This is a genomic window from Paracoccus ravus (assembly GCF_004522175.1).
GTDB lineage: Bacteria > Pseudomonadota > Alphaproteobacteria > Rhodobacterales > Rhodobacteraceae > Paracoccus > Paracoccus ravus.
The window spans coordinates 43471-67533 of sequence record NZ_SDEB01000017.1; the positions used below are offsets into that span (position 1 = coordinate 43471).

The 24063-nt window shown below is 63.2% G+C and carries 28 protein-coding genes and 1 tRNA gene; 16 read left to right on the forward strand and 13 right to left on the reverse strand.

Annotated features, from left to right (window positions below):
* The first annotated feature begins 256 nt into the window (after positions 1 to 256).
* Positions 257 to 1177, forward strand: a complete 921-nt coding sequence (locus tag ESZ60_RS13980) for a DUF481 domain-containing protein (protein WP_134681349.1) — start codon at positions 257 to 259, stop codon at positions 1175 to 1177.
* A gap of 329 nt (positions 1178 to 1506) precedes the next feature.
* Positions 1507 to 1974 carry an MmcB family DNA repair protein gene (locus ESZ60_RS13985; protein ID WP_134681350.1) on the forward strand — a complete coding sequence of 156 codons (468 nt, stop codon included), beginning with the start codon at positions 1507 to 1509 and terminating at the stop codon, positions 1972 to 1974.
* Here the strand turns inward: ESZ60_RS13985 and ESZ60_RS13990 are convergent.
* Entirely contained in the window at positions 1964 to 2185 is a 222-nt protein-coding gene (locus ESZ60_RS13990) for a DUF6324 family protein (protein WP_134681351.1), read from the reverse strand. The two genes, ESZ60_RS13985 and ESZ60_RS13990, sit on opposite strands and share 11 nt — an antisense overlap.
* A 113-nt stretch (positions 2186 to 2298) precedes the next feature.
* On the opposite strand from ESZ60_RS13990, the gene ESZ60_RS13995 reads away from it, so the two are divergent.
* A tRNA-His gene (locus ESZ60_RS13995) sits at positions 2299 to 2375 on the forward strand.
* A gap of 152 nt (positions 2376 to 2527) precedes the next feature.
* Positions 2528 to 3478: a glutathione synthase gene (gene gshB / locus ESZ60_RS14000; RefSeq protein ID WP_134681352.1), complete on the forward strand. Its 951-nt coding sequence runs from the start codon at positions 2528 to 2530 to the stop codon at positions 3476 to 3478.
* 13 nt (positions 3479 to 3491) lie between these two features.
* Here gshB and ESZ60_RS20795 read toward each other — a convergent pair whose 3' ends face one another.
* The 9 genes from ESZ60_RS20795 to bhcA form a co-directional block, all read right to left on the reverse strand.
* Complete coding sequence (locus tag ESZ60_RS20795; RefSeq protein WP_167620156.1) at positions 3492 to 3653, reverse strand: hypothetical protein; 162 nt, start codon at positions 3651 to 3653, stop codon at positions 3492 to 3494.
* Positions 3650 to 4015 (reverse strand): hypothetical protein, encoded by a 366-nt coding sequence (locus ESZ60_RS14005; RefSeq protein WP_134681353.1) that lies wholly within the window; start codon positions 4013 to 4015, stop codon positions 3650 to 3652. Before ESZ60_RS14005 ends, ESZ60_RS20795 begins: the two co-directional genes overlap by 4 nt.
* Positions 4016 to 4082: 67 nt before the next feature.
* Entirely contained in the window at positions 4083 to 4433 is a 351-nt protein-coding gene (gene uraH, locus ESZ60_RS14010) for a hydroxyisourate hydrolase (protein WP_134681393.1), read from the reverse strand.
* 11 nt (positions 4434 to 4444) lie between these two features.
* On the reverse strand, positions 4445 to 5785 hold the full coding sequence (locus tag ESZ60_RS14015; RefSeq protein ID WP_134681354.1) for an 8-oxoguanine deaminase: 1341 nt from the start codon (positions 5783 to 5785) through the stop codon (positions 4445 to 4447).
* Positions 5786 to 5796: 11 nt separating this feature from the next.
* Entirely contained in the window at positions 5797 to 7278 is a 1482-nt protein-coding gene (locus tag ESZ60_RS14020) for a nucleobase:cation symporter-2 family protein (protein ID WP_134681355.1), read from the reverse strand.
* A 37-nt stretch (positions 7279 to 7315) separates the two neighbouring features.
* Positions 7316 to 8278: an iminosuccinate reductase BhcD gene (gene bhcD / locus ESZ60_RS14025; protein ID WP_134681356.1), complete on the reverse strand. Its 963-nt coding sequence runs from the start codon at positions 8276 to 8278 to the stop codon at positions 7316 to 7318.
* Positions 8278 to 9453 (reverse strand): 3-hydroxy-D-aspartate aldolase BhcC, encoded by a 1176-nt coding sequence (gene bhcC / locus ESZ60_RS14030; protein WP_134681357.1) that lies wholly within the window; start codon positions 9451 to 9453, stop codon positions 8278 to 8280. Before bhcC ends, bhcD begins: the two co-directional genes overlap by 1 nt.
* Positions 9454 to 9462: 9 nt before the next feature.
* Positions 9463 to 10422, reverse strand: coding sequence for a beta-hydroxyaspartate dehydratase BhcB (gene bhcB / locus ESZ60_RS14035; RefSeq protein WP_209021301.1), 960 nt, complete (start codon positions 10420 to 10422; stop codon positions 9463 to 9465).
* A gap of 1 nt (position 10423) precedes the next feature.
* Complete coding sequence (gene bhcA / locus ESZ60_RS14040; protein WP_134681358.1) at positions 10424 to 11614, reverse strand: L-aspartate--glyoxylate aminotransferase BhcA; 1191 nt, start codon at positions 11612 to 11614, stop codon at positions 10424 to 10426.
* A gap of 183 nt (positions 11615 to 11797) precedes the next feature.
* Between bhcA and bhcR the strand changes: the two genes are divergently transcribed.
* Complete coding sequence (gene bhcR, locus ESZ60_RS14045; protein ID WP_134681359.1) at positions 11798 to 12625, forward strand: HTH-type transcriptional regulator BhcR; 828 nt, start codon at positions 11798 to 11800, stop codon at positions 12623 to 12625.
* A 231-nt stretch (positions 12626 to 12856) separates the two neighbouring features.
* Positions 12857 to 13564: a pentapeptide repeat-containing protein gene (locus tag ESZ60_RS14050; RefSeq protein ID WP_134681360.1), complete on the forward strand. Its 708-nt coding sequence runs from the start codon at positions 12857 to 12859 to the stop codon at positions 13562 to 13564.
* A 5-nt stretch (positions 13565 to 13569) separates the two neighbouring features.
* Here ESZ60_RS14050 and ESZ60_RS14055 read toward each other — a convergent pair whose 3' ends face one another.
* Positions 13570 to 15210 (reverse strand): AfsR/SARP family transcriptional regulator, encoded by a 1641-nt coding sequence (locus ESZ60_RS14055; protein ID WP_134681361.1) that lies wholly within the window; start codon positions 15208 to 15210, stop codon positions 13570 to 13572.
* Positions 15211 to 15301: 91 nt separating this feature from the next.
* Between ESZ60_RS14055 and ESZ60_RS14060 the strand changes: the two genes are divergently transcribed.
* The 7 genes from ESZ60_RS14060 (at position 15302) to ESZ60_RS14090 (ending at position 21200) form a co-directional block, all read left to right on the forward strand.
* Positions 15302 to 16390 (forward strand): phosphatase PAP2 family protein, encoded by a 1089-nt coding sequence (locus tag ESZ60_RS14060; protein ID WP_167620157.1) that lies wholly within the window; start codon positions 15302 to 15304, stop codon positions 16388 to 16390.
* Positions 16381 to 16566 carry a hypothetical protein gene (locus tag ESZ60_RS14065; RefSeq protein WP_134681363.1) on the forward strand — a complete coding sequence of 62 codons (186 nt, stop codon included), beginning with the start codon at positions 16381 to 16383 and terminating at the stop codon, positions 16564 to 16566. The genes ESZ60_RS14060 and ESZ60_RS14065 overlap by 10 nt, the downstream gene beginning before the upstream one ends.
* Positions 16563 to 18278 (forward strand): S8/S53 family peptidase, encoded by a 1716-nt coding sequence (locus tag ESZ60_RS14070; protein ID WP_134681364.1) that lies wholly within the window; start codon positions 16563 to 16565, stop codon positions 18276 to 18278. Before ESZ60_RS14065 ends, ESZ60_RS14070 begins: the two co-directional genes overlap by 4 nt.
* Before the next feature lie 89 nt (positions 18279 to 18367).
* Positions 18368 to 19414: a phosphoribosylformylglycinamidine cyclo-ligase gene (purM, locus tag ESZ60_RS14075; protein WP_134681365.1), complete on the forward strand. Its 1047-nt coding sequence runs from the start codon at positions 18368 to 18370 to the stop codon at positions 19412 to 19414.
* Entirely contained in the window at positions 19411 to 20007 is a 597-nt protein-coding gene (purN, locus tag ESZ60_RS14080) for a phosphoribosylglycinamide formyltransferase (protein ID WP_134681366.1), read from the forward strand. Before purM ends, purN begins: the two co-directional genes overlap by 4 nt.
* Before the next feature lie 138 nt (positions 20008 to 20145).
* Entirely contained in the window at positions 20146 to 20550 is a 405-nt protein-coding gene (locus tag ESZ60_RS14085) for an ElaB/YgaM/YqjD family protein (protein WP_134681367.1), read from the forward strand.
* 5 nt (positions 20551 to 20555) lie between these two features.
* Positions 20556 to 21200 carry a phage holin family protein gene (locus ESZ60_RS14090; RefSeq protein ID WP_134681368.1) on the forward strand — a complete coding sequence of 215 codons (645 nt, stop codon included), beginning with the start codon at positions 20556 to 20558 and terminating at the stop codon, positions 21198 to 21200.
* 44 nt (positions 21201 to 21244) lie between these two features.
* On the opposite strand, the gene grxD is transcribed toward ESZ60_RS14090, so the two are convergent.
* Both grxD and ESZ60_RS14100 read right to left on the reverse strand, forming a co-directional pair.
* Positions 21245 to 21607 carry a Grx4 family monothiol glutaredoxin gene (gene grxD, locus ESZ60_RS14095; protein WP_134681369.1) on the reverse strand — a complete coding sequence of 121 codons (363 nt, stop codon included), beginning with the start codon at positions 21605 to 21607 and terminating at the stop codon, positions 21245 to 21247.
* A gap of 57 nt (positions 21608 to 21664) precedes the next feature.
* A complete protein-coding gene (locus ESZ60_RS14100) occupies positions 21665 to 21907 on the reverse strand; it encodes a BolA/IbaG family iron-sulfur metabolism protein (RefSeq protein WP_134681370.1) in 243 nt (80 codons plus the stop codon).
* A 396-nt stretch (positions 21908 to 22303) separates the two neighbouring features.
* Here ESZ60_RS14100 and ESZ60_RS14105 point away from each other — a divergent pair, with 396 nt between their 5' ends.
* The 3 genes from ESZ60_RS14105 (at position 22304) to ESZ60_RS14115 (ending at position 24043) form a co-directional block, all read left to right on the forward strand.
* Entirely contained in the window at positions 22304 to 22858 is a 555-nt protein-coding gene (locus tag ESZ60_RS14105; protein WP_134681371.1) for a thioredoxin family protein, read from the forward strand.
* Positions 22855 to 23544 carry a phosphoglycolate phosphatase gene (gph, locus tag ESZ60_RS14110; RefSeq protein WP_134681372.1) on the forward strand — a complete coding sequence of 230 codons (690 nt, stop codon included), beginning with the start codon at positions 22855 to 22857 and terminating at the stop codon, positions 23542 to 23544. The genes ESZ60_RS14105 and gph overlap by 4 nt, the downstream gene beginning before the upstream one ends.
* A 70-nt stretch (positions 23545 to 23614) precedes the next feature.
* Complete coding sequence (locus ESZ60_RS14115; RefSeq protein ID WP_134681373.1) at positions 23615 to 24043, forward strand: protein tyrosine phosphatase family protein; 429 nt, start codon at positions 23615 to 23617, stop codon at positions 24041 to 24043.
* Positions 24044 to 24063: the final 20 nt, after the last annotated feature.

Consider the following 24063-nt stretch of genomic DNA (forward strand, 5'->3'; position numbering starts at 1 on the left):
CGTTCCGGCTTATTTGTTCATTTTGCAGAAAAAAGGCGAATGCGCCCAAATGGCGATGGGTAGTTCCATCACGAAAATCAGCGAGCGGATTTCCGCTGACAGGAAAACGTGACGTTCTATTCACGTTTCCGCGATCAAATTGCAGGTTGGCCCGAGCCTTTATGCGCAAATCCCGACGATTTATTTCTTGTCCAGCAGTGATGCTCGTGAGGACCAGAGCAGTGGCCTCACGGACACGGTTAGAAGGACTCAGAAGATGAAAGCTCTTGCTTACCTCGCTGGCGCATCCGCCCTGGCAGTGGCGTTTTCTTCGCCCGCCTTTGCGCAACAGGAGATCGCCACCGGCGCGAATGCAACCGGCATCTCGGAAGTCAACGAGGGGATGAAAGACGTCGAAGAAGCCGTTCGCGACGATTTCGACCGCTCCTCGGATGCCTATCGCTTTGGCCCCCCCGAACGTCAGGAAGGCGTTTTCGGTTCGATCGCGCTCAGCTATGTCGGTCGCACCGGCAACACTGAAAACCAGGACTTCAGCCTGTCGGGCCGCCTGTCCAGCAATGCGGGTGCCTTCTCGCAGTCGGTCGGGATCCTGCTTGAATATGGCGAGGACAATAACGGGGACAAGGATACGGACAAGACCTCGACCATCTATGAGGGCATGTACAATATCAATCCCAACTTCTACGCCTTTGCCCTCGGTCGTCTGACCACCGATGCGCTGGCCGATGACCCGATCAGCCTGGATGACGGGGATACGTTCGATGATCTCGATGGCCGGATGGAGCGTGACGCCTATTTCGGTATCGGTCCGGGCTACAGGGTGATCAACAACGAAACCACCGCCTGGCGCGTGCAGGCCGCTGTCGGCATACGCTATACGAAGCAGGTCGATGTGATCGACCCCGTCGCCGAAACGCTTGAAAAAGATTCGGATACCGGCGTGGGTTATCTCGTGTCGTCGCGCTTCTATCACAAGTTCAACGACACGTTCTATCTGACCAACGACACCGACTACCTGACCTCGGACAGCAACGACACCGCGACCAACGACCTTGGTCTGAACTTCAAGATGTCGGATGCTTTCGCGACGCGGATCTCGTACAAGACCGAATATGTTTCGGACCGTGCGATCCGTACCGACAATACGGTGGGCGTCTCGCTGGTCTATGGCTTCTAAGACCCCTACTTCCCTTCTCTCTCAAAGTCTGGGTGGCCTTCGGGCCGCCCTTTTTTCTTGCGAGGACAGGGGAAGAAGTGGCGGGAACCGCAGCAACCGTGGCAGCGCAGGTTTCCCCGAAAGCCTGGATGTCCAGGTGGGGACCAGGTAACGAGACCAGGGCCTCGACAGAGCCAGCCCCCTCGGTGAAATTATAGGCCAGTGGAAAAAAAGGCCGCGCACGCGAAGAGCAGAAACCCGCCTTGGCCTAGATAGGATGGCTGTGCCCCGGGTGCAAGCGGGGCCAGGTGCTGCTTGCAGGATGTTCTGCTTTAGTTCATGTTTATCCAATGAGTGATCCAGATCCCACCAGCGATGAACTCACCGCATTGAAGCCCGGCCAGCGCCTTGCGCGCGGCGTGTCGCGCCTCTTGACCTCGATGGGACATGCCGCGCTGTCGGAATTCGTTCCGCAACCGGGATTGCGTGTCGATGTCGTCTCGATCAGCCCAAAGGGCGAGATCTGGGTCATCGAATGCAAGAGTTGCCGGGCCGATTTTGTCTCGGACCGCAAATGGCAAAGCTATCTGGCATATTGCGACCGTTTCTTCTGGGCCGTCGACCCGGATTTCCCGGACGCGCTTCTGCCCGAGGGGGGTGGCCTGATCCGGGCGGATGGCTGGGGCGCCGAGATGATCCGCATGGCGCCCGAGACCCGGCTTGCGGCAGCCCGCCGCAGCCGGATCCTGCGGGACATTTCCCGGGTCTCGACGACCCGTCTGCTGGCCCTGACCGATCCCCACGCGTTCAGCGCCTAGGTTTTTTCCCGGGCTTGCCGCTTTTGCCCGCCATGTCGCGCGCGGCTTCTGCCGCCGCCAGCAGTTCCTCGGCGATTTCCTCGGCCTCCTCGGGATCGAAATCCAGGGGAAGGTCGACGCCGTCGCCCTCGATATAGATGCGAACCATGCCGCGATCGGTGGGTCCGATCTGGATATTCGCGGCGATTTCGCTTTCGCTGTTGATGCCCATGTCTGGCCCTTCCGGCTTCTGTTGCTGACCTGAGAAAATTTCTTACTTCAGGTGAAGATTTCCGGCAAGACAGGGTTGCACCCCCCGGAATCCGGTTATATTACGCCCCCAGTGCCGCCTTAGCTCAGTTGGTTAGAGCGCTAGATTGTGGATCTAGAGGTCCCCCGTTCGAGCCGGGGAGGCGGTACCATCTTTCCCCCGAAAATCGCTGATGAATTTCCGGTCCCTGCGGGGCGCGGGCATGGCGCCTTGCCGCTTTTTGGCTGGCCCGGCCGGTCCGAAGCTTGCAAAGCGCATCTACCCAAGTCACAACACCGGTCGAACTTGACTGGAGCATTCCGCATGAACCTTTTCGTTGCCCTCCAGATGGACCCGATCGAGCATGTCTCGATCGAAGGGGACAGCACTTTCCGACTGGGGCTTGAAGCCGAGGCCCGTGGCCATCGCCTGTTTCAATACACGGCCGACCGGCTCAGCTATGTCGAGGGCCGCCTGATCGCAAAGGGCCGTCCCGTGACTTTGCGCCGCGAGCAGGGGAACCATGTCACTTTCGGCGATTGGGCCGAGATGGACCTGTCGGAATTCGACGTCGTCTGGCTGCGGCAGGACCCGCCATTCGACATGGGCTATATCACCAATACCCATCTGCTGGACCGCGCCCATCCCCAAACCTTCGTCGTCAACGATCCTTTCTGGGTGCGCAACTGCCCGGAAAAACTGCTCGTGCTGGATTTTCCGGACCTGACTCCGCCGACGGTCATCACCCGTGACATCGCCCAGATCCGTGCCTTCCGCGAACGTCATGGCGACATTATCGTGAAGCCGCTTTACGGCAATGGCGGCGCAGGGATCTTTCACCTGCGGCCGAATGATCCGAACCTGTCCTCGCTTGTCGAGACCTTCTCGGGGATCAATCGCGAGCCGGTCATCGCGCAGAGATACCTGCCCGAGGTCGTCAAGGGCGACAAGCGCATCATCCTTGTCGATGGCGAACCGGTCGGGGCAATCAACCGCGTTCCGGCCGCAGGTGAGGCGCGTTCCAACATGCATGTGGGGGGACGGCCCGAAAAGGTCGGATTGACCGAGCGCGAGCGCGAGATCTGTGCGATCATCGGCCCGGTCCTGCGCGAAAAGGGTCTACTTTTTACCGGAATCGACGTGATTGACGGATGGCTGACCGAAATCAACGTGACCTCTCCGACCGGCATTCAGGAACTCGAGCGTTTCGACGGGATCAATGCTGCCGCGCTGATCTGGGACGCCGTCGAAAGACGCATTGCCGAGCGCGAGTGAAACTAGTCGGATCTCAGCGGCAATCCCCGCCGCTGAGGTCGAGGCCCAGCCGGTGGCTGCGCAATTCCCGGCTGCAGATCAGCATCGGGCAGGAACTTGCATAGGGGCAGGGCTTGCCGTCCTGGGCCGGGCAGCGCCTGGCCGGTTGCCGCGATTTGTTCAGGATCCGGATCATTTCAGTTTTCCCATGATAAGGATGCCGCCCGCAGGCCCCATGCCGAGTGCCGGGCGTTGAGGTGCAGAGCCGTGGCTCTGTTCGGTGTCAAGCATCAAGGATGCGCCGGGCTCGGACCACATGATCCGGCCGGGATCGACGCCAATATCGCGCATCAGATAGGCGTTCAGCCGATCCGCAACGCAGGCCGGCAGGCGCGATTGCCGGATCTGCGCTTTGTCACGGTGGCAAATGAGGGTTCTTATGGACATCGTCTGGCCTATGGAACGGGTTTCGTTCCAAAGCTTTTCGCAGACAGCCGTCATTGCGGCGTGAAAATGCAGGCGGCGGGCCGTTAAAATTGCGTGAAATCGTACCGGCACGCGTCCGCAGGGAAGGGCCGACCCTGTCGCAGGTCAGCCCGAGGCAGCGCCATGGCGCAAGGGGCGATCAGCTGCCGCGATAAGTCGAATAGCCATAGGGCGAGATCAGCAGCGGCACGTGGTAATGGTCCTGCTCGGACATGCCAAAACGCAGAGGGATCACGTCGAGGAAGCGGGGTTTCGCCGCCTCATGCCCCTGTGCGTCGAGCCATGCGCCGACATGGAACAGAAGTTCATATTCGCCGGTTTCGAACTCGGTTTCGGGCAGGATCTGGGCGTCCGTACGACCGTCATGGTTGGTGACGGTTTCCTTGATGAGACGACGCTCGGGGTCGAGACGGAAAAGCTCGATCTTCATGCCCTGCGCAGGCGCGCCCTTGGCGGTATCGAGTACATGGGTCGTGAGAAAGCCGGCCATCATGGGTCCTTTCAATTGGCGAGGCGGATGGTGGCCGTGCGGGCCTCATCGTTCAGTTTGCGGGTGTCTGCGGTCAGAAGGTGGTGGTCGCGCACGACCGCGCGGCCTTCGACATAGACGGATTTGGCACGCATCGGCGCGCAAAAGACCAGTGCCGCGACCGGGTCCCATTCGCCCGCTGCCGCAAGCTCGGTAATGTCCCACAGGACCAGATCTGCGCGCATTCCGGGCGCAAGGCTGCCAAGATCGCTGCGGCCAAGGACACGGGCACCGCCAAGGGTCGCGATCTCCAGCGCCTCGCGCGCACCCATCGCGGCGGCGCCGTTTTTCAGCCGCGCCATCAGCATGGCCTGACGTGCCTCAAGGCCCAGATGCGAACAATCATTCGAGGCCGAGCCATCAACGCCCAAGCCCACCGGCACGCCCGCATCCCGCATCTGGCGGATCGGGGCAATCCCCGAGGCCAGTCGCGCATTCGAGCAGGGACAATGGGCAACGCCGGTACCGGTGCGGGCGAAGAGGTCGATTTCCTTGTCCGAGAGCTTCACGCAATGTGCGTGCCAGACATCGTCGCCGGTCCAGCCGAGGCTTTCGGCGTAATCGCCCGGCAACATACCGAAATTTTCCAGAGAATAGGCGATATCCTCGTCATTCTCGGCCAAATGGGTGTGCAGACGTACGCCCTTTTCGCGCGCGAGGATCGCCGCATCGCGCATGAGTTCCCGACTGACCGAGAAGGGCGAGCAGGGCGCAAGCCCGACCTGAACCATCGCGCCGGGGTTTGGATCGTGGAAGGCAGCGACAAGGCGCTCGCTATCCTTCAGGATCGAGGCTTCGGCCTCGACCAGCGCATCCGGCGGCAGACCACCCTTGCTTTCGCCGATGGACATGGCCCCACGCGTGGCGTGAAAGCGGATGCCGATTTCCGAAGCCGCCTCGATGCTGTCATCCAGCCGCGAGCCATTCGGGAACAGATACAGATGGTCGGAGGAGCAGGTGCAGCCCGACAGCGCCAGCTCGGCCAGACCGACCTTGGCCGACAGTTTGATATCGCCGGGCGTCATGCGCGCCCAGATCGGGTAAAGCGTCCGAAGCCAACCGAACAGGGCCGCATCCTGTGCGGCGGGCACGGCGCGGGTCAGGGTCTGGAACAGGTGGTGGTGGGTGTTGATCAGGCCGGGGGTGACGACGCAGCCCTTGGCCTCGACCACTTCCGCACCGTCCGAGGGAAGATTCGTGCCGATGGCGAGGATAACCCCGCCACCGATGAGAACGTCTCCGCCCGCGATCTCGCGCCGGGTTCCGTCCATTGTGACGACCACCTCGGCCTTGCGGATCAGGGTTCGGGTCATGTCTTGTCCTTTCAGTGGGCTTCGGCGGCGTGGCCAGCGGCGCGGATATCATCCTCGCATGCTTCGGGCGCGCCGTTGAAATACCAGTTCAGAGCCACCGCCGAAAGCGTCGCGAGCAGGATACCGGAATGGATCAGCGGATGGATCGCATGTGGCATCCATTGGTTGAAGTCGGGGGCCACCATCGGGATCATCGCCATGCCGATCGAGATCGCGACGATGAACAGATTGTGGCGGTTTCCGGCGAAATCCACATTGGCAAGGATGCGGATGCCGGTCGCGGCGACCATGCCGAACATCACCAGACCCGCGCCGCCCAGAACGGTTGTCGGCAGGCTTTCGACCAGCGCGCCCATCTTGGGGATCAGGCCCAGGACGATCATGATGACCCCGCCCGCCACGCAGACAAAGCGCGAGCGGATGCCGGTCACGCCGACAAGGCCGACGTTCTGGCTGAACGAAGTATAGGGGAAGGTGTTGAAAAGCCCGCCAAGCGCCGTGCCCAGACCGTCCACGCGCAGGCCAGCGGACAGCGCCTTCGGCGTGATCTTGCGGCCGCAGATTTCGCCAAGGGCAAGGAACATACCGGTCGATTCCACCATCGTCACAAACATGACCAGCAGCATCGTGGCGATCATCACCGGATCAAACAACGGCATTCCGAAATGGAAGGGCTTGATCGGCGCGAACCATGCAGCTTCTGAGACGGCCTCGAAATGCATCATGCCCATGCTCGCGGCCAGCACGCCGCCGCCGACGATGCCGAGCAGCACCGCGATGTTCGAGACGAACCCCTTGCCGAAGCGCGACAGAGCCAGGATCGCGCCCAGCACGACCAGACCGATGATGATGTTCTGCGCCGAGGCATAGGCCGGGTTCGGCACTGTCGGAACCAGCTTGACGCCCTCGGGGACGCCGCCAGCGGCAATGGCCGCGTTCAACCAGTCCTGCTGGGCGGGATCGACGAGCTTCGGCGCGGTCGGGCCGACCGGCAGACCAAAAATCCAGTTGATGCCGATGGGCATCAGGCTGACGCCGATCGCCAAAATCACCGTGCCCGTCACAGCGCTGGGAAAGAAACGCAGCAAACGGCTGACAAAAGGAGCGAGGAAGATCGAGATAACACCGGCGGCAATGATCGAGCCGAAGAGCATCCGCGCGCCCTCGGTCCCCGGATTGGCGCTGGCGATGGACACCATCGGCCCGACGGCGGCAAAGGTCACGCCCATCATCACCGGCAGCTTGATCCCGAACCATTGCGTCGCGCCCATCGATTGGATGATCGAGACGATGCCGCAGACAAAAAGGTCGGCTGAAATCAGAAAGGCCACGTCTTGCGGCGAAAGCTGCAGGGCGCGGCCCACGATCAGGGGCACGGCAATCGCCCCCGCATACATGACAAGCACATGCTGGAAACCCAGCGTGAACAGCCGGGGTGCCGGCAGGATTTCTTCGACCGGGTCTATGACCCGGCCGGTTTCTGGCAGTGACATGGTTCTCCTCCCTATGTCTTGCTGTCTTTGCCCCAGGTCAGATCTCGACCTTCTGGGCGAGGCCCTTTTCTTGGGCGAGGGTCACGACGGCGCGGGCGACGGCGAGGTCTTGCAGGCCTACGCCGGTGCCGTCGAAGATGGTCAGTTCCGCCTCCCCGCGGCCCTGATGGCTGCCGTTGATCACTGCGCCAAGCTGGGTGATCGACGATGGCTCAATCAGCCCCGCCGCAATGGCGTGCTGGAACTCGCCGATGCTGATCGATTGCGCGATCTCATCGGTGAACAGACGCGCGCGGGCGACCAGCGCCGGGTCAAGCTCTTGCTTGCCCTTCGTGTCGGTGCCCATGGCCGCGATATGCGTCGGGCCTTTGACATGCTCGTCCAGCAGCAACGGCGAGAAGGCGGAGGTGATCGAGATGATCACGTCGGCTTCCGCCCCAAGCTGCGGCAGGTCCACCGCCTCGAAGGGAAGGCCCAGATCAGCGGCGGTATCGGCCAGACGGGTCAGCATCTCGGGATGGGGGTTCCAGCCGATCACCTTCTCGAACGGATGTGCGCGAACCGCCGCGCGCATCTGAAAGGCCGATTGGTGGCCGGCGCCGATCATGCCCAAGACCTTGGCCCCCTTGGGCGCGAGATGCCGGATCGAGACCGCCGAGGCCGCCGCCGTGCGCAGCGCGGTCAGAAGGTTGCCGCCCACCGCCGCCTCGACCCGCCCGGTATCCGCATCGAAGAGGAAGACCGTGGACTGGTGGTTGATCAGCCCGTGCTTCTGGTTCTGCGGCCAATAGCCCCCGGCCTTCAGGCCAAGCGTCAAGGCCGATCCGTCGAAGCCGCCCTTGAAGCCGTAAAGCGCCTCTTCATGGCCGATGGCCTCGCGCACGACGGGGAAGTTATAAGCCTGATCGGATGCCATCGAGGCGAAGACCGCCTCGATCGCGTCATAGGCCGCCTCGGGGGTCATCAGACCCCCGATTTCCTTTTCCGCAACGACCAGCATCAGTAGCCCTTTCCGCGGGCCGAGACCGGCCAGACCGTCTCGACCTTGCCGTTCCGGACGCCGACATACCAATCATGGACGTTGCAGGTCGGGTCGCAATGGCCCGGCACGAGGCGCAGCTTCTCATTGACCTTCAGCACGCCCTTGGGGTCGGCGATGACGCCATGCTCGTCCGAGCATTTGACATATTCCACGTCGTCGCGGCCGAAGACGAAGGACAGCCCGCTATCGACCGATTGCGCCTTGAGCCCCGCGTCGCAGATCGCCTTGTCGGGCTTGGCGTGCGACATCACCGAGGTCAGGATGAAGAGCGCGTTCTCCCATTCGCCCTTGTCGATGCGGTGACCGCCCGCGTCCTTGATGCGACCGTAATCGGCATCCATGAAGGCGTAGCTGCCGCATTGCAGTTCGTTATAGACGCCGGAATTGCTCTCGAAATAATAGCTGCCGGTGCCGCCACCCGAGACGAGTTCCGGCGACAGCCCGGCCTCCTCAAGCGCGGCGACGGCTTCCTTGACCTGCGCAATGGCGGCATCAAGCTTGGCCTTGCGGTCAACGAAGCTTTCCATGTGCTGCATCGCGCCCTGATAGGCTTGGATGCCGGTGAATTTCAGACCCGGTGCGGCGTCGATGGCCTTGGCGATCTCGACCACGGCGCTCGCGGTGGTGACACCGCAGCGACCCGCGCCGCAGTCGATCTCGATGAAGCATTCGATCTGGGTGCCGTGGCGCTGTGCGGCTGCCGACAGATCGGCCACGTTTGCAACGTCATCGACGCAGACGATGATCCGCGCGCCGTATTTCGGAAGCTTCGCCAGGCGGTCGATCTTGGCAGGCTCGCGGACCTGATTGCTGACCAGAATGTCCTTGATGCCGCCACGGGCAAAGACCTCGGCTTCCGAGACCTTCTGACAGCAGACACCCGCCGCACCGCCCAGTTCCTGTTGCAGTTTCTGGACGTCCACCGATTTGTGCATCTTGCCGTGGCTGCGGTGGCGCATGCCATGCGCCTTGGCGTAATCGCCCATTTTCTTGATGTTGCGTTCCAGCGCATCCAGATCGAGGATCAGGCAGGGCGTCTGGATGTCCTTTTCGTCCATTCCGGGCAGAGCGGGAATGTCATAGCCGACTTCGAAACCGGCGAAATCCGTCGCGATCTTGTTCTGTGCGTTCATGGCTGGTCCTCAGTTCCAGGGCAGGCGGTCGAGATCGACATTGCCGCCGGTGATGATGATGCCGACGCGCTGGCCGGCGAAGATGTCGCGGTTCTTGATGATCGTGGCCAGCGGCACGGCGCTGGAGGGCTCCATCACGAGTTTCATGCGCTTCCAGATCAGCTTCATCGCCTCGACGATTTCGTCTTCGGTCGCAGTCAGGATGTCGGTGACGTGATTGCGGACAAAGTGCCAGGTCAGTTCCTTGAGCGGAACCTTCAGCCCGTCTGCCACAGTTTCGGGTGCGTCATCCGCGATGATGTGCCCGGCACGGAAGCTGCGCGCGGCGTCATCGGCATTCAGCGGCTCGGCGGCATAGATCCGGGTCTTCGGCGCGATATTCGACAGCGTCAGGCAGGTTCCTGACACCATACCGCCGCCACCGATCGGGGCAACCACGGCATCCAGCCCCTCGGCCTGTTCGACCAGTTCCGCCGAGCAGGTGGCCTGACCGGCGATCACCCGCCAGTCGTTATAGGGATGGACGAACTCCGCCCCCGTTTCGGCCACGACCTCGGCAAAGACCGCCTCGCGAGAACTGGTCGAGGGCTCGCATTCGACGACCCGCCCGCCATAGCCGCGCACGGCGTCCTTCTTGGCCTGCGGCGCGGTGCGCGGCATGACCACGGTACAGGGGATGCCCCGGCGTCCTGCGGCATAGCTGAGGCAAGTGCCGTGATTGCCGCTGGAATGGGTGGCGACGCCTTTGGCTGCTTGCTCATCGCTCAACCCAAAGACCGCGTTCGAGGCCCCGCGCGCCTTAAAGGCCCCGGCCTTTTGCAGGTTCTCGCATTTGAAGAACAGCTCGGCCCCGGTCAGCTCATTGAGAAAGCGCGAGGTCAGGACCGGCGTCACATGCACATGCCGCGCAATCCTCTTCCGCGCGACCAGCATGTCCGAGAGCGACGGAATATACATCTGATCCAGCATCTCAGGCAGCCTTCCGCAAAGCCGTCACGGTAGACTGGCGGTAATGTTCCTGCGCTGCGGCCACGCCCGAGCCAAGACGGATCGGCAGTCCCAGATCGGCCATGACCATTTCCGCGACCGAAATCCCCGACAGCGCCATGGCGTCGGTCATGCTGCCAAGATGGCCGATGCGGAAGACCTTGCCCGCAACCTCGCCGAGGCCGGTCCCGAAGGCCATGTCATAGGTTTCCAGCGCATGGGACACGAAGCGGTTGGCGTCGAAACCTTCGGGCATGCGGATCGCGCTGACCGTGTCCGAATAAAGCTCGGGGCGGGCGGCGCAAAGCTTCAGCCCCCAAGCCTCGACGGCGGCGCGGATGCCGCTGGCGATGCGGTGGTGGCGGGCAAAGACATGCTCCAGTCCCTCGGAGAGCAGGCGTTCACAGGCAATGTTCAGCCCGTTGATCAGCCCGACCGGCGGCGTATAGGGATAGCCGTTCCGGGCATAGCCCGTCGCCATGTCGCGGATATCGAAGAAGGTGCGGGGCAGTTTCGCATCCTCGACCGCCGCCATCGCCTTTTCCGAGAAGCCGACGATGGCGAGGCCGGGGGGGAGCATGAAGCCCTTTTGGCTGCCGGTGACGGCGATGTCGACGCCCCATTCGTCCATGCGGAAATCCATCGAACCGATCGAACTGACGCCGTCGACGAAGAGCATCGCCGGATGACCCGCCGCGTCCAAAGCACGGCGCACGGCGGCAATGTCGGATTTCACGCCGGTCGCGGTCTCGTTATGGGTCGCGAGAACCGCGCGGATCTCGTGGCCCTTGTCGGCGCGCAGGAACTCTTCGAAACGCTCGGCGGGGATGCCTTCGCCCCAGGGCGTCTCGACGAAAGCCACGTCAAGGCGGTGGCGCTGGCACATGTCGATCCAGCGGTGGCTGAACATGCCGTTGCGCGCGGCCAGCACCTTGTCGCCTGGCGAAAGCGTGTTGGTGATCGCGGTTTCCCAACCCCCGGTCCCGGTCGAGGGGAACAGGAAGACCTGTGCGCGGCTGGTCTTGAGCACCTTTTTCACGCCGTCCAGCGCGGGATGCAGCATCCGGCCGAAAACCGGCGAGCGGTGGTCGATGGTGGGCATGTCCACGGCCTTGCGCAGATCCTCGGGGATATTCGTGGGGCCGGGAATGAAGATGGGGTTCTGACTGGTCATGGTGCTTCCTCCTGCACTGTGATCCAGCCTAGGCGAGACTGTCCATTCCGGCAATTTTTCTGAAAAGCATTTCGCAATGGCGGAAAATATGATATTTTTCTTTACGGATCAGGATCTTGTTGTTTTCCAATCCGGCGCAGCGATTTTCAATCAATGCGGCATAAAGTCGAAAGGATTTGTTGAATGTCGAGCGCACCGCGAAAAAGAGGGCGTCCGAGGGGCAGGGCGGACGGCTCAGAGGATAGTGGCGGGGTGCGGGCGTTGGACCGGGCCCTCGATGTGCTGGACGTGATCGGCGCGGGCAATGGCCTGACGCTGTCCGAGATCGCGCAACGTCTCGATCTCGCGCCTTCGACCGTGCATCGCGTTCTTGTGACGCTTTCGGCCCGAGGCATGGCCGAGGCCGATGCACAAAGCCAGACCTGGCATGTCGGGCCTGCGGCCTTTCGGCTGGGCTCGGCCTTCATGCGCCGCTCGGGTCTGGTCGAGCGCGCCCGGCCGGTGCTGCGCCAGCTGATGGAGGCAACTGGCGAGACCGCCAATCTGGGAATCCTGAACGGGGATGCGGTGCTGTTCCTGAGCCAGGTCGAGACGCATGAGACGATCAGGGCATTTTTCCCGCCCGGCACCCGTTCGCCTCTTCATGCCTCGGGGATCGGCAAGGCTCTGCTGGCCCATGCCGGGCCTGCGAGCCTCGCCCGCATGATCCAGGGCCTTCGGCTTGAGCGTTTCACGCCCGCGACGCTCTGCACCGCCGAAGCGCTGGCAGCGGATCTCGCCGTGACCCGCGCGCGCGGCTATGCGATCGACAATGAGGAACGCGCCGCAGGGATGCGCTGCATCGCAGCGCCGGTCCTGGATTTGGCCGGCGAGGCGGCGGCAGGGGTCTCGGTCTCGGGGCCTCTGCACCGGATGGGCGAAGAGCGCCTCAAGGCGATCGCCGACGCGGTGACAGAGGCCGCGCGCCTGCTTTCATTTGGCAGCGCGCCGCCTCATTCCGCCGCAAGGTAGCGAATCACCTGACGCTGTCGGCTCTGATCCATGATGGTTTAAAATCAGCCGGTTGACAGAAAAACTCGATGCTTGGAATGGCAGATTCACATCCGGTTCACGGGAGCCGTTCTAGCGTGCAAATGAGCGGATCACCGCGGCCGGTTCTGGGACGCCATGACCGGTCCGTTGGGACAGGGAAGAGCAAAGGGCACCATCCGGGTGGTCCGAAAACGGAGTTCCGAAAACGAAATGCCAGAGTTCAGCCGTGCCGATATCATGACCCGGATCGCAAGCTCTGGCCCGCTTCGGATGGCGGGGGCGGATCTGGCCGGGCTGGATCTGTCGGGATTGTGGCTGGCGGGCGCGGATCTGAGCTATGCCGATCTGAGCGGCTGCGATCTGAGCGATACCGAATTGTCCGGAGCAAGCCTATGGTCCGCCCGTGCAGCGGGGACGCGCTTTTATCGCTGCAACCTGACCGGCGCGAGTCTGGGGCTGGCCATTCTCGCGGGGGCGGATTTGCGCGCGGCGATCCTGGAAGATGCCGATTTCACCGGGGCCGATATGACCGGCGCGGACATGACCGGATCAAGGATGCGGGGTGCTTGGCTCGATACCTTGCAGCGGGCCCTGGCCATCGGCGCGCCGCCGCTGCGCTATCCCGAAGCTGTGCGCGCCCCCATCCGCATCCGATGCGACGAGGCGCTCCTTGAGCCGCTGGAACTGAGATGCGGCGACCGGGTCGAGTTGCAGTTCCGGCGTCCCGCCAATTCGATGCGGATCGAGCATCGCGATGTCGATACCCGCGAAGTGCTCGAAGGCCCGCTGACGCAGGGGCGTGAAACCGATCAACGGGTTTTGCGCTTTCGCGCCATGAAGCCCGGCAAGGTCCATTTGCGCATCACCCATGGTGACGGTGAACCTCCACTTGAACTGGAGGTCACGGTCCAGACATGAGCGCGTCACAGCCCCGATTTGGTAATCCCCATCAGCCCGGCCATGCGCAGGGTAGAGACCGGATAATCGGGACTGGCCATCAGATCCAGGCTGAAATCCGGCTCGATCCGACGCAGACGCGCCAAGGCATCCGCCGCGCCGGCCACGTCGCCTCGGTGATAGCGCAGGGCGGCCATGAACCGCAGCGAAGGGCGATTGTCCGCGGCAAAGGCATAGGCGGCGGCGGCGCTGTTCTCGGCATCACCAAAGCGGCGCAGCCGGACTTGCACCACAGCGCGCCGCATCAGCCAGCTTGCCGGGCCAAGTTCGGCCAGGGCGCCGCGCGCGCCGCGATCTGCGGCCTCGAGCGCCTCGACGTCACGGCCGACATCGGTCAGGGCCTGGGACAAAGCGTGACAGGCCATCTCATTGTCGGGATCGGCCCGGCACGCGGCGCGGGCCAGTTCCAGCGCCCCGATCGCATCATGCCGCCAGGATGCGGAAAGCGAGGCGACCGCAAGGACGACGGGATTGTTCGGCGCAAGCTCGCGGGCCTGACGGGCAAAGGCATCCGCCTCGTCCGAACAGGTGATGGGATCGCTGGTCAGCCGCTCGATGATCAGCGTGTTGCGCAGGTAAGAGCGCAAGGACAGGCTGACGGCATTTTCCTGATCTGGCGGCAAGCCCGCCAGTATCCGATCGGCAGCTTCCAGGCGATCCCGCGAATAGCTGAACACGTCCCAGATCGGAAAGCTTTGCCAATGCGGCGACGCCGTGCGCCTGGCCCGATCCAGCAAGGCAACGGTGATCTGCGCCACGGCATGGCGCATGGTGAGCGTCTCTTCATGCTTGCGGATGGTAAAGCGCCGGGTCCAGCCCCGCGACCCGCTCATGCCATCGCGCATGACCACCATCAGCGTGCAATCCTCGCCCGAGCCGTAGCAGATCGCGCCCAGTTTCGTGCCGGGCGCGGCGAGGCTGCCTCCCTCGGGCTCAGCAAGCGTGGCGGGGATCATCTCGCAGGCCCGCGCGGCGGCTTCGTTGATGATCATCTCGGCCAGCACATGCGCACGGCCGTCATTGCTTTCGATCGGGTCGAGCGCGACGACATAGCGATGCGTATCTCCGGACCCGTTCATCCCCACGCCCAGCGGCGCGGCCGGAGCCATGACCGGGGCCGCGATGGGAGCCGCAGGAGGCTGCGGGGCCGGGGCGGAAGGGCCGCGCTCGAATGCGGTTGGGCCGTCGGTCTCGGGCGTCAGGCGCAGCCGCATATCGCGCAGCCAGGATTCGAATTCCGGATCGGGAATATCAATATCGGCGGCAAATTCGACCGGCGTTCCGCCCGCATCATAGACCGGGGTCAGGTCGATGCGCAGCCGCTCTGGATCAAGCCCGACCCAGCCCACACCAGTCGTCAGGATGCCGCGCTCGTCCCCCAGACAAGAACGCAGTTCGCGCAGCATCTGGCGCAGACTGTCCGAACCCTGCTGACGACTGCGGTCGCTCCACAGCAGGTCCTGCAGTCTTGCCCTGTTCATGCGAAGATCGGGCGCAGTGCCCAGCAGAGCAAGCGCACCCCGTGCCTTTTGGCTTCTGGGGGTCAGGTCTTCGCCCGCCGCGCCGCGGACGCGGACCGTTCCCATGAGACTCAATGTGGCGGTCATCCCGATTCGCAGCTTAGCTCGGTCCCGAGCCATATTAACCAAAAATATCTGTCCGAAATCGAATAGTTGCTTCAGAGGAGCATTGATTACCGTGTCCCTGACGAATGCACATAATGCCCATAACGCGCATAATGCACACAATGCGCATAACGCCCATGGCGGCCCGGCGGGAGCGTCGGCCGAGAACCTAGCGATGGCCCTGATCATCGCGCGTGAGGGGATCGCCTTGCCCGAACCTCCCGCGCCTGCGGCCCCGGCTCCGGTTCCGATCAGCCCGGCCAAACGCCTCAAACGGCTAGAATCGGCCTTTGCCCTGGACATCCTGCTGTTCGAGATGCTCGAGACGCTCACCGTCACGCCGCCCCAGGCGGCGCCGCTTGACCGGGTGCAGGTCCTTGGCCGCGCCTCGGGCGGGCTGACGCCGGTAATGACCCTGGATCTGCCCGATCCCAAGGATTTCGAGAAAGAGGTGGATCTGGTTCTCGGCTATGCCGATCTGCGCCCCGAACGCATGGCCGAGATCACCGTCCAGACCGCAGATCTGGGTTCGTTTTTCCTGTCGATCCTGCCAATCCGGCCGGGCCGTGCCAAGGTGGTCAATGTCCTGCTCGACCTGGTCGCGAATCTCGCAACCTCGGTCGTCCAGCGCGTGAAGCTGGGCTTTGACGCGCCCCGTGCCGAATGCTTCAGCACGCAGGTTCAGCCGATGATCGCGACGCCCCTGCATTGCAGCTTTCCCAGCGGTCACGCGACGCAGGCCTTTGCCATGGCCACGCTCCTCGCCATCCTGACCCGCTCTGATGACAAGAAGCCGGCCCCCATCGCTCCGGAAAGCCAACTGTTCCGCATGGCCGCGCGGATCGCCGTCAACAGGACGGTGGCAGGGGTGCATTTCCCCTCGGACAGTGCCGCCGGGGCGCTTCTGGGCATCACATTGGCGCGCTGGCTCGCCGCGCGGGCAGGGGCGTCGGAACCCTGTCCGGCCTTTGAGTTCAAGGGCAAGCTCTGGGGGCGCTCGGCCAGCGGCCATAGCCGCGACTTCTATCTGGCGCGGCTCTGCGAGGTTCTGGCGGGCGATCCCTGCCTGGTGATCGGCGCGCCGGTCGCGCCCCCCAAATCCGAACTGCTCGAAGAGGTCTGGCAAGAAGCGGCAGAGGAATGGAGATTGAGATGGAGCTGATCCCCGACGACCTGCCCGCGCCGGTCTTCGAGCTTTTGGAGATGCAGACCGAGGTCGATGTGCCGGTCGAATCCACGGCCGTCCTTTGTTTCTTGAAGGGCCCGGCGCAAGGCGAAAAGCCCGAAAGCCATGGAGCCGCTCTCGAGGCCCTGTTCAGATCGGCGGTCGAGACATGAGTGCGGCGGACGGCTTTTCATCCGACGGGCTCGAGAGGCTGCGCCGCGATCTCGACCAGCTTGCGCCGCGCGACCGCACGCGAGAGACCGGCCGCGAAGCCTCGTCTGACCTGCTTTCACCGCAGGCCCTGCCGGATGACCCGGCGCATATGGCGATCATCGCGGTCATCGATCATGCGATCCCCATTGCCCATCGCCTGTTGACCCTTTCCTCGGGACATAGTCGGATCGCCAGCGCATGGCTGATGGACGCCCCGCGCATGGTGCGGCGCCGGGACATCCCCTTCGGCCAGGAATATCGCGGTGCCGAGATCGACAAGCTACGCCAGATCGGCAGCGCCGCGCCGCTGGACGAGGACAGTTTCTATCGCGAGATCGGGCTGCTCGACCCCGAGGGTCCTAATCGCTGGCTCATGCGCGCGGCAAGCCATGGCGCGGGCGTGACATGCACGGCGGCGGGCTATCTGCCGGGTGATGGGACTGCAAGGCAACGCCCCGTGCTGGCGGTGGCATTGCCCGATTGGGCAATCGCCGCCACCTCGGGCGCGGCAATGCCGCAATTGATCCAGACGGCGCTCTATTTCATCCTGAGCCGGGCCCGCATCCTGTCGCGCCAGATCGCGGCGGCGCAGGGGAAAAAGGGCCTGCGCCCGCCGCTGGTCATCAATATCTCTATGGGCGTCACCGCGGGGCCTCGGGATGGACATTCCCCTCTGGAACGGCTTCTCGATGAAATATGCAACGCCAAGTTTCCGGATCTGGGACAGGTGCATGTCGTGCTGGCAAGCGGGAATACGCGCCAGCAGCAACTTCATGCCGTCCTGGCGCAAGGCAAGCGGATCGCATGGCGGCTTCTGCCCGACGACCTGACGCCCAGCGAATTGCAGGTCTGGACTTCGCCGCTGCCGCCGGGCAGTCCCGCGGTAAAACTGGCGCTGAAACTGCCCGGCATGGCCGAGACCCAGACGGCCTTTCACGCGCCGATACAGCCCGGAACGCAACAGGCCCGGTTGCGCGACGCGAATGGGCAAGAAATCGCGCGGCTTGTCCTGCGGGCCGTGGAGCGGGGCGCGCAACTTCGGCAATGCCTGTCCATCGTCGTCCCGGCAACTGTCGTCGATCGGATGGACGCGCCACGGACCGCAGCCGGGACATGGCATCTGCGTCTGGTCGAGGGCAGTCCAGAGCCTTGCGATCTGGTGATCCAGCGCGATGACAGCCTGATCGGATTTCCCCGTGCTGGCCGGCAGTCGCGATTGATCGAGAAGGGCTACAGCGCGCGCGCCCAGAACGGCCAATGGCTGGGGCCCGATGCCCGCCCCCCGGATTTCAAGATCCGCCGCGACGGGACACTGAACTCTTACGGCTGGGGCGGCGCGCAATTGCGCTGCGGCTCGGCCTATCGAAGCCTCGGGGGCGATCCGGGCTATGGCAGTTTGCTTGAAACGGGTCTTGGCGGGGACATAGACGCGCCTTCGGATCGGGGACCGGCGCTCATGGGCATGCTGGCGCCGGGAAACCGGGGCAGGGCGATGCAGGCCATTGGCGGGACCAGCATCGCCGCGCCGCGCCTGACGCGCTGGCTTGGCGACGAACTGGCGCGCGGCACGGCATTGCCTGACCGCACGGCCGTCATCGCGGCTGCGCGCGCGGCGGGCCCGGCCCGCGATGTGCCTTGCGTCGCGCCTCCGCTGCCCTGGCGCTGCGACTGAACCCTTATTCTTTGCCCGTCACGCCCTGCCGATCATTGCCTGCGGGCTTCGCCTGCGCTATCGGGGCGCAAAGCAAAGGGGACCTTCTCATGACCGAGCGCAAACCTGGCCTGTCCTATGCGGAAGCCGGAGTGGATATTGATGCAGGCAATGCGCTTGTCGAGCGTATCAAGCCCGCAGCCGCCGCGACCCAGCGTCCTGGCGTCATGGAGGGGCTGGGCGGCTTTGGCGCGCTGTTCGATCCGCGCGCGGCGGGCTATCAGGATCCGGTCCTCGTCGCCGCGACCGATGGCGTGGGCACCAAGCTGCGGATCGGCATCGATACCGGAGAACTGGACGGGTTGGGCATCGACCTTGTCGCGATGTGCGTGAACGATCTGGTCTGCCAGGGTGCCGAGCCGCTGTTCTTTCTGGATTATTTCGCCACGGGCAAGCTCTCGGTCGACGAGGCCACCCGTGTCATCAACGGCATTGCCGAGGGTTGCCGCCGCTCCGGCGCAGCGCTGATCGGGGGCGAAACCGCCGAGATGCCGGGCATGTATGCCAAGGGTGATTTCGACCTTGCCGGTTTCGCCGTGGGGGCCATGGAACGCGGCACGGCTCTGCCCGCCGGGGTGCAGGACGGCGATGTGTTGCTGGGCCTCGCCTCGGACGGCGTGCATTCCAACGGGTTTTCGCTGGTGCGCAAAGTCGCGGAACATGCCGGGCTGGATTGGGATGCGCCGTCTCCGTTTGGCACCGGCACGCTGGGTCAGGCGCTGCTCGTGCCGACGCGGCTTTACGTCAAGCCGGTGCTGGCCGCGATCCGCGCAGGCGGGGTCCATGCCGCGGCCCATATCACCGGCGGCGGCATTACCGAAAACCTGCCGCGCGTCCTGCCCAAGGGGCTTGGGGCCGAAATCGACCTTGACAGCTTTACCCTTCCGCCGGTCTTCGACTGGCTGGCCGAGGCCGGCAATATCGCCGAAGCCGAGATGCTCAAGACCTTCAATTCGGGCCTTGGCATGATCCTCGCCGTGGCGGCGGATCGCGCCGAAGAGTTGGAGGCTCTGCTGAAGGCCGAAGGCGAGACGGTGGCCCGACTGGGGCAGGTCGCGCCGGGCGAAGGCGTGCGCTATCGCGGCAAGCTGCGGTGAAACGCGTCGCCATCCTCATCTCGGGCGGCGGGTCGAACATGGTCAGGCTCGTCGAGTCGATGACCGGCGAGCATCCCGCCAGGACCGTGATCGTGGGTTCGAACGACCCCGATGCCGGCGGCCTCGCCAAGGCTGCCGCGATGGGGGTGCCTACCTTTGCCGTGGATCACCGCGCCTATAAGGGCGACCGCGCGGCCTTTGAGGCCGCGCTGCTCGAGCCGCTTCTGGCCGCCGAGCCGGACATCCTCTGCCTTGCGGGCTTCATGCGCATCCTGACGCCGGCCTTCGTCCAGCGCTTCGAGGGTAGGATGCTGAATATCCATCCCTCGCTTCTGCCGAAATATCCCGGCCTGCACACGCATCGGCGCGCGATCGAGGCGGGCGATGCCGAGGCCGGGGCCTCGGTCCATCTGGTCACTTCCGAACTGGATGCGGGTCCGATCCTTGGGCAGGCAAGGGTGCCGGTCCTTGCCGGCGACACAGCCGATACGCTTGCCGCCCGCGTTCTGGTCCAGGAGCACCGGCTTTATCCCGAGGTTCTTCGACGCTTTGCACGGGGCGACATGACCCCGGTCCGCCTGAGCGCGGCGTGAACATGGGGCCCGCGGGCCCCATTCCTTTGTCCTTTTCCCGGGGCAGGGCGGTCTGCCCCGCCCAATCTCGTGAAGGAACAAATGGCCCTGCCGCACGTTCCTGAACCGAAGATAAGGTCATTCGGAAAGGACAATATCATGGCAAACCGTGATGGAACCGAAGAGATGAAGGCCAATCTGCGCCGCGGCGCCGAGGAGATTGGTCGCGACACCCGCAAGGCAGGCGAGGACATTCGCGAGAACGCCGAGCAGGCCACCGAGACGCTGCGCAACCGCGGCGCGGAGATTCTGGAAACGGCCCGCGAAAAGACCAGCGAATTCGTCGAAGCGGCCCGTGGCCGGAGCGAGGAATATGCCGGGCAGGCCCGTGACGAGGCGCGCCGCCTCTATCGCGAAGGCGAGCGCCGTGCGGGCGAGATGGCAGGCTATGCCGAGGATTACTACGACGAGGTTTCCGCCATGGTGCGGCGCAACCCCGGCCAGGCACTTGGCATTGCGGCGGGGGTTGGCTTCCTTCTTGGCCTGATCATGGCACGCCGGTAACATAGATGTTTGTTTATGCCCGGAACATGCAACTTGCCCTGTCCGACCAGATGCGTCGGGCAGGGGTCGCGGCAGGCGGAGGCGGGCTTCTGGCGATCGGTGCCGGGTTTCTTCTGGCGGCCCTGTGGTCCTATCTTGCCAGAGAATGGGGTCCGGTTGCGGCCTCATTGACCATCGGGGGCGCGCTCATGGTGATTGGCGCGATACTCTTGGCCATGTCCCGCCGCACCCGACATCCGATCCCCAATCCCGAGGAACTGCGGGTGGAAATCGCTCAGCAAATGAACCTGATGGCGAATTCCGCAGTCGGAAAGGTTTCGGACGCCGCGGACGCAGCGATCGAGCGCGCCTCGGCGAAGGCCGGAGAGGTGCTCGATCTGACCGAGAACCGCATCCATCGTGTCGCAGATGACCTTGGTTACCGCGCCAATCGCGTCGCCGAGCAGGCCGAGGCGCGCGTCTATACGACAGTCAGAAATGCCACGAACAATGCAGCAGAACGTTTTGGTTTTGCTTCGGAAAGTCATGGGGCAGGGGCTCTGTCCGGCCGCAATGCAGCACCCATCATCGGTGCCCTGGCCATCGGCCTGACCGTCGCGTCGCGTCTGAAATCACGACCCAAGGGCGATGATCGCCACCATCGGACATGACCAATCAGGAAGGTTCGTTTCGACGAACCTTCCTGAAGTCACGATCACGCGTTGGCTTCGCGGATCTTTTCGGCGGCATCCTTGTCATAGGCAATACCGGCCTTGTCGAGAAGTTGGTCAAGCTCTCCCGAAAGCGTCATCTCGGTGATGATGTCGCAGCCGCCCACGAACTCACCCTTGACGTAAAGCTGCGGGATCGTCGGCCAATCCGAGAAATCCTTGATGCCCTGCCGGATCTCGGCGTCCTTGAGGACATCGACATCCCGGTAGTCGACGTTCATGTAGTTCAGGACACCGGCGACGCGGCTCGAGAAACCACATTGCGGCATTTCCTTGCTGCCCTTCATGAACAGCACGACATCGGTCGCGTCTATCGTATCCTGAATCTTCTGACGAATATCCGTCATCGGGTAGTCCTTCCTTCATGCGGCGCTGAGGCCTTGGGCCAGGGGCGCTGATAGCGGTTATTCCGGTGCCTTGGTCGTCAGGGCGAGAGCGTGGAGTTCTCCATGCGCGCCATCCATCTTGCCTTGCAAAGCAGCATAGACAGCACGCTGCTGCTGAACGCGATTCTGACCCCGGAAGCTTTCGTCGATGACTTCGGCCGCGTAGTGATTTCCATCGCCAGCAAGGTCGGTAATCGTGATCTTGGCCTTGGGAAAAGCTGCGCGTATCAACGCTTCGATATCCTGGGCTTCCATCGCCATGGCGGGTCCTTTCAAATGATGGTCAACATGTAGGCGAAGCCATGTCCGGTCGCAAGATCGCGCCAGATATCCACAAGCGTCGGGGGCGAAAATCCCAAGAAAACAGCGAAAATTGCGCGCAAATGACATAAATAATGTTCTCAAACACTTGTTTTTAAACGTAATTATATCACAAGCGGGCCAAATCGGCGGCCAGGCGGCATCCCAGGTTCAAGTCCAGATAGGGATCGCCAGATTATGGATGCATGAATAATCAGTATTATGTAATATAGGTGGTCGTGCGGCCGACCGAGACGGCTTAATTCTAATACTTTGGCTAGAAAAGCGTCCAACGATATCGGCTTTCTCAACCTGATGCTGTTACTACAGCGTCGAAGAATACCAAGAGGACTTGCGATGGCAGTCTCACCCCCCGTTTGCGATTTCGGCGCCAAGGCCCCCGACTTCGCACTTCCGGATTATGATGGCGTCCTCGTCAGCCTGGACCAGATCGCCGGTAGATCCGGGACATTGATCATGTTCATCTGTAACCATTGCCCCTATGTCCGCTCGATCGCGGATCGGATCCAGCGGGACGCGGCGGAGCTGCAGGCTCTCGGCATTGGCGTCGTCGCGATCTCGGCCAATGATATCCAGGCCTATCCCGAGGACAGCCCCGACATGATGAAGCTGCAGGCGCAGCGGCATGGTTTCAGCTTTCCCTATCTCTATGACGCCAGCCAGCAGGTTGCCCGGGCCTATGGCGCTGAATGCACGCCTGATTTCTTTGGCTATAATGCCGGGCTCGAATTGCAGTATCGTGGACGGTTGGACAGTTCCGGCCGTGTCGCCGCCGACACGGCGGCCCGGCGTGACCTTTTCGAGGCCATGGTCCAGGTCGCAACGACCGGCCAAGGCCCGCGGGAACAGATCCCTTCGATGGGATGCTCGATCAAGTGGAGAAATGAATGAATACATGCCTGGCCCCATGCCCCGTGGTCTTTGATCTGGACGGTACGCTGATCGACAGCGCGCCGGATATCCATGCGACGGTGAACGCAGTTCTGCGCCTGCATGGTGTCGCGCCGCTGTCTTTGGATACGGTGCGCAGCTTCATTGGCGGTGGCGTGGACATGCTCTGGCGCCGGGTCGTCTCGGCGGCGGGCCTGCCGGTCGAGGCGCATCGCGAACTCGTCGCGTCATTCATGGTGCGCTATCACGACGCGACCTCACTGACGCGGATCTTTCCCAATGCAGTCGCGGCACTCGGCGTCTTGGCGGATCGCGGACATGGGCTGGGCATTTGCACCAACAAGCCGCTGGGACCGACCCGCGCCATTCTTGAGCATTTCGGCATTGCCAGCCTGTTTCATGTCATCATCGGCGGAGATTCCCTGCCCCAGCGCAAACCCGACGCCGCCCCGCTTCACGCCGCATTTCTGGGACTTGGTGCGGATCCGCGTCAACCCCGCGGGTTTTTCGTTGGCGACAGCGAATTCGATGCCGAATGCGCGGTGAACGCTGGCGTTCCTTTTCTCTTATTTTCAGGTGGTTACAGAAAAGCCGGGTTGGAAGAACTGAATTCTCTGGCGCATTTTGACGATCATTCCGAATTGCCGGGACTGATCGAAAATGCGGCAGCTTTGGCGCGGACGTGATAAGGCGGCGCTTGACAGACGGATGAAAGCTGGCAATCCGTCCGCCCTATATCGGAACAGGAGCCCCCGCATGGACCTTCGCAGCCTTACCCCGGACCTTTCGGTCGCGCCACAGATCCATCCCGGCGATCTGGCCAGCCTCGCCGCCGAAGGGTTTCGCGTCGTGATCAACAACCGTCCGGATGCCGAGGTCGGCCCCGACGAGAACGGAGAGGCGATGCGCGCCGCCGCCGAGGCCGCTGGGATGGAATATCGTGCCATTCCCTTTGTTCCGGGTCATGTGACGCCCGATATGGTCGACGCCCAGGCCGAGGCGCTCGCCCTGCCCGGCCGCAAGATCGCCTATTGCCGGTCCGGCAATCGCTCGACTGTGCTCTGGGCGCTGAGCCGCGCAGGCCATGAGCCTGCCGCTGAACTTCTGGAAGCCGCGGCCAAGGCGGGTTACGACCTGTCCGGCGTGCGTCCGCTTATCGAGAGCATTGCCGCAGACCGTGGCTGAAACGCCCCGGAAGCGCGATT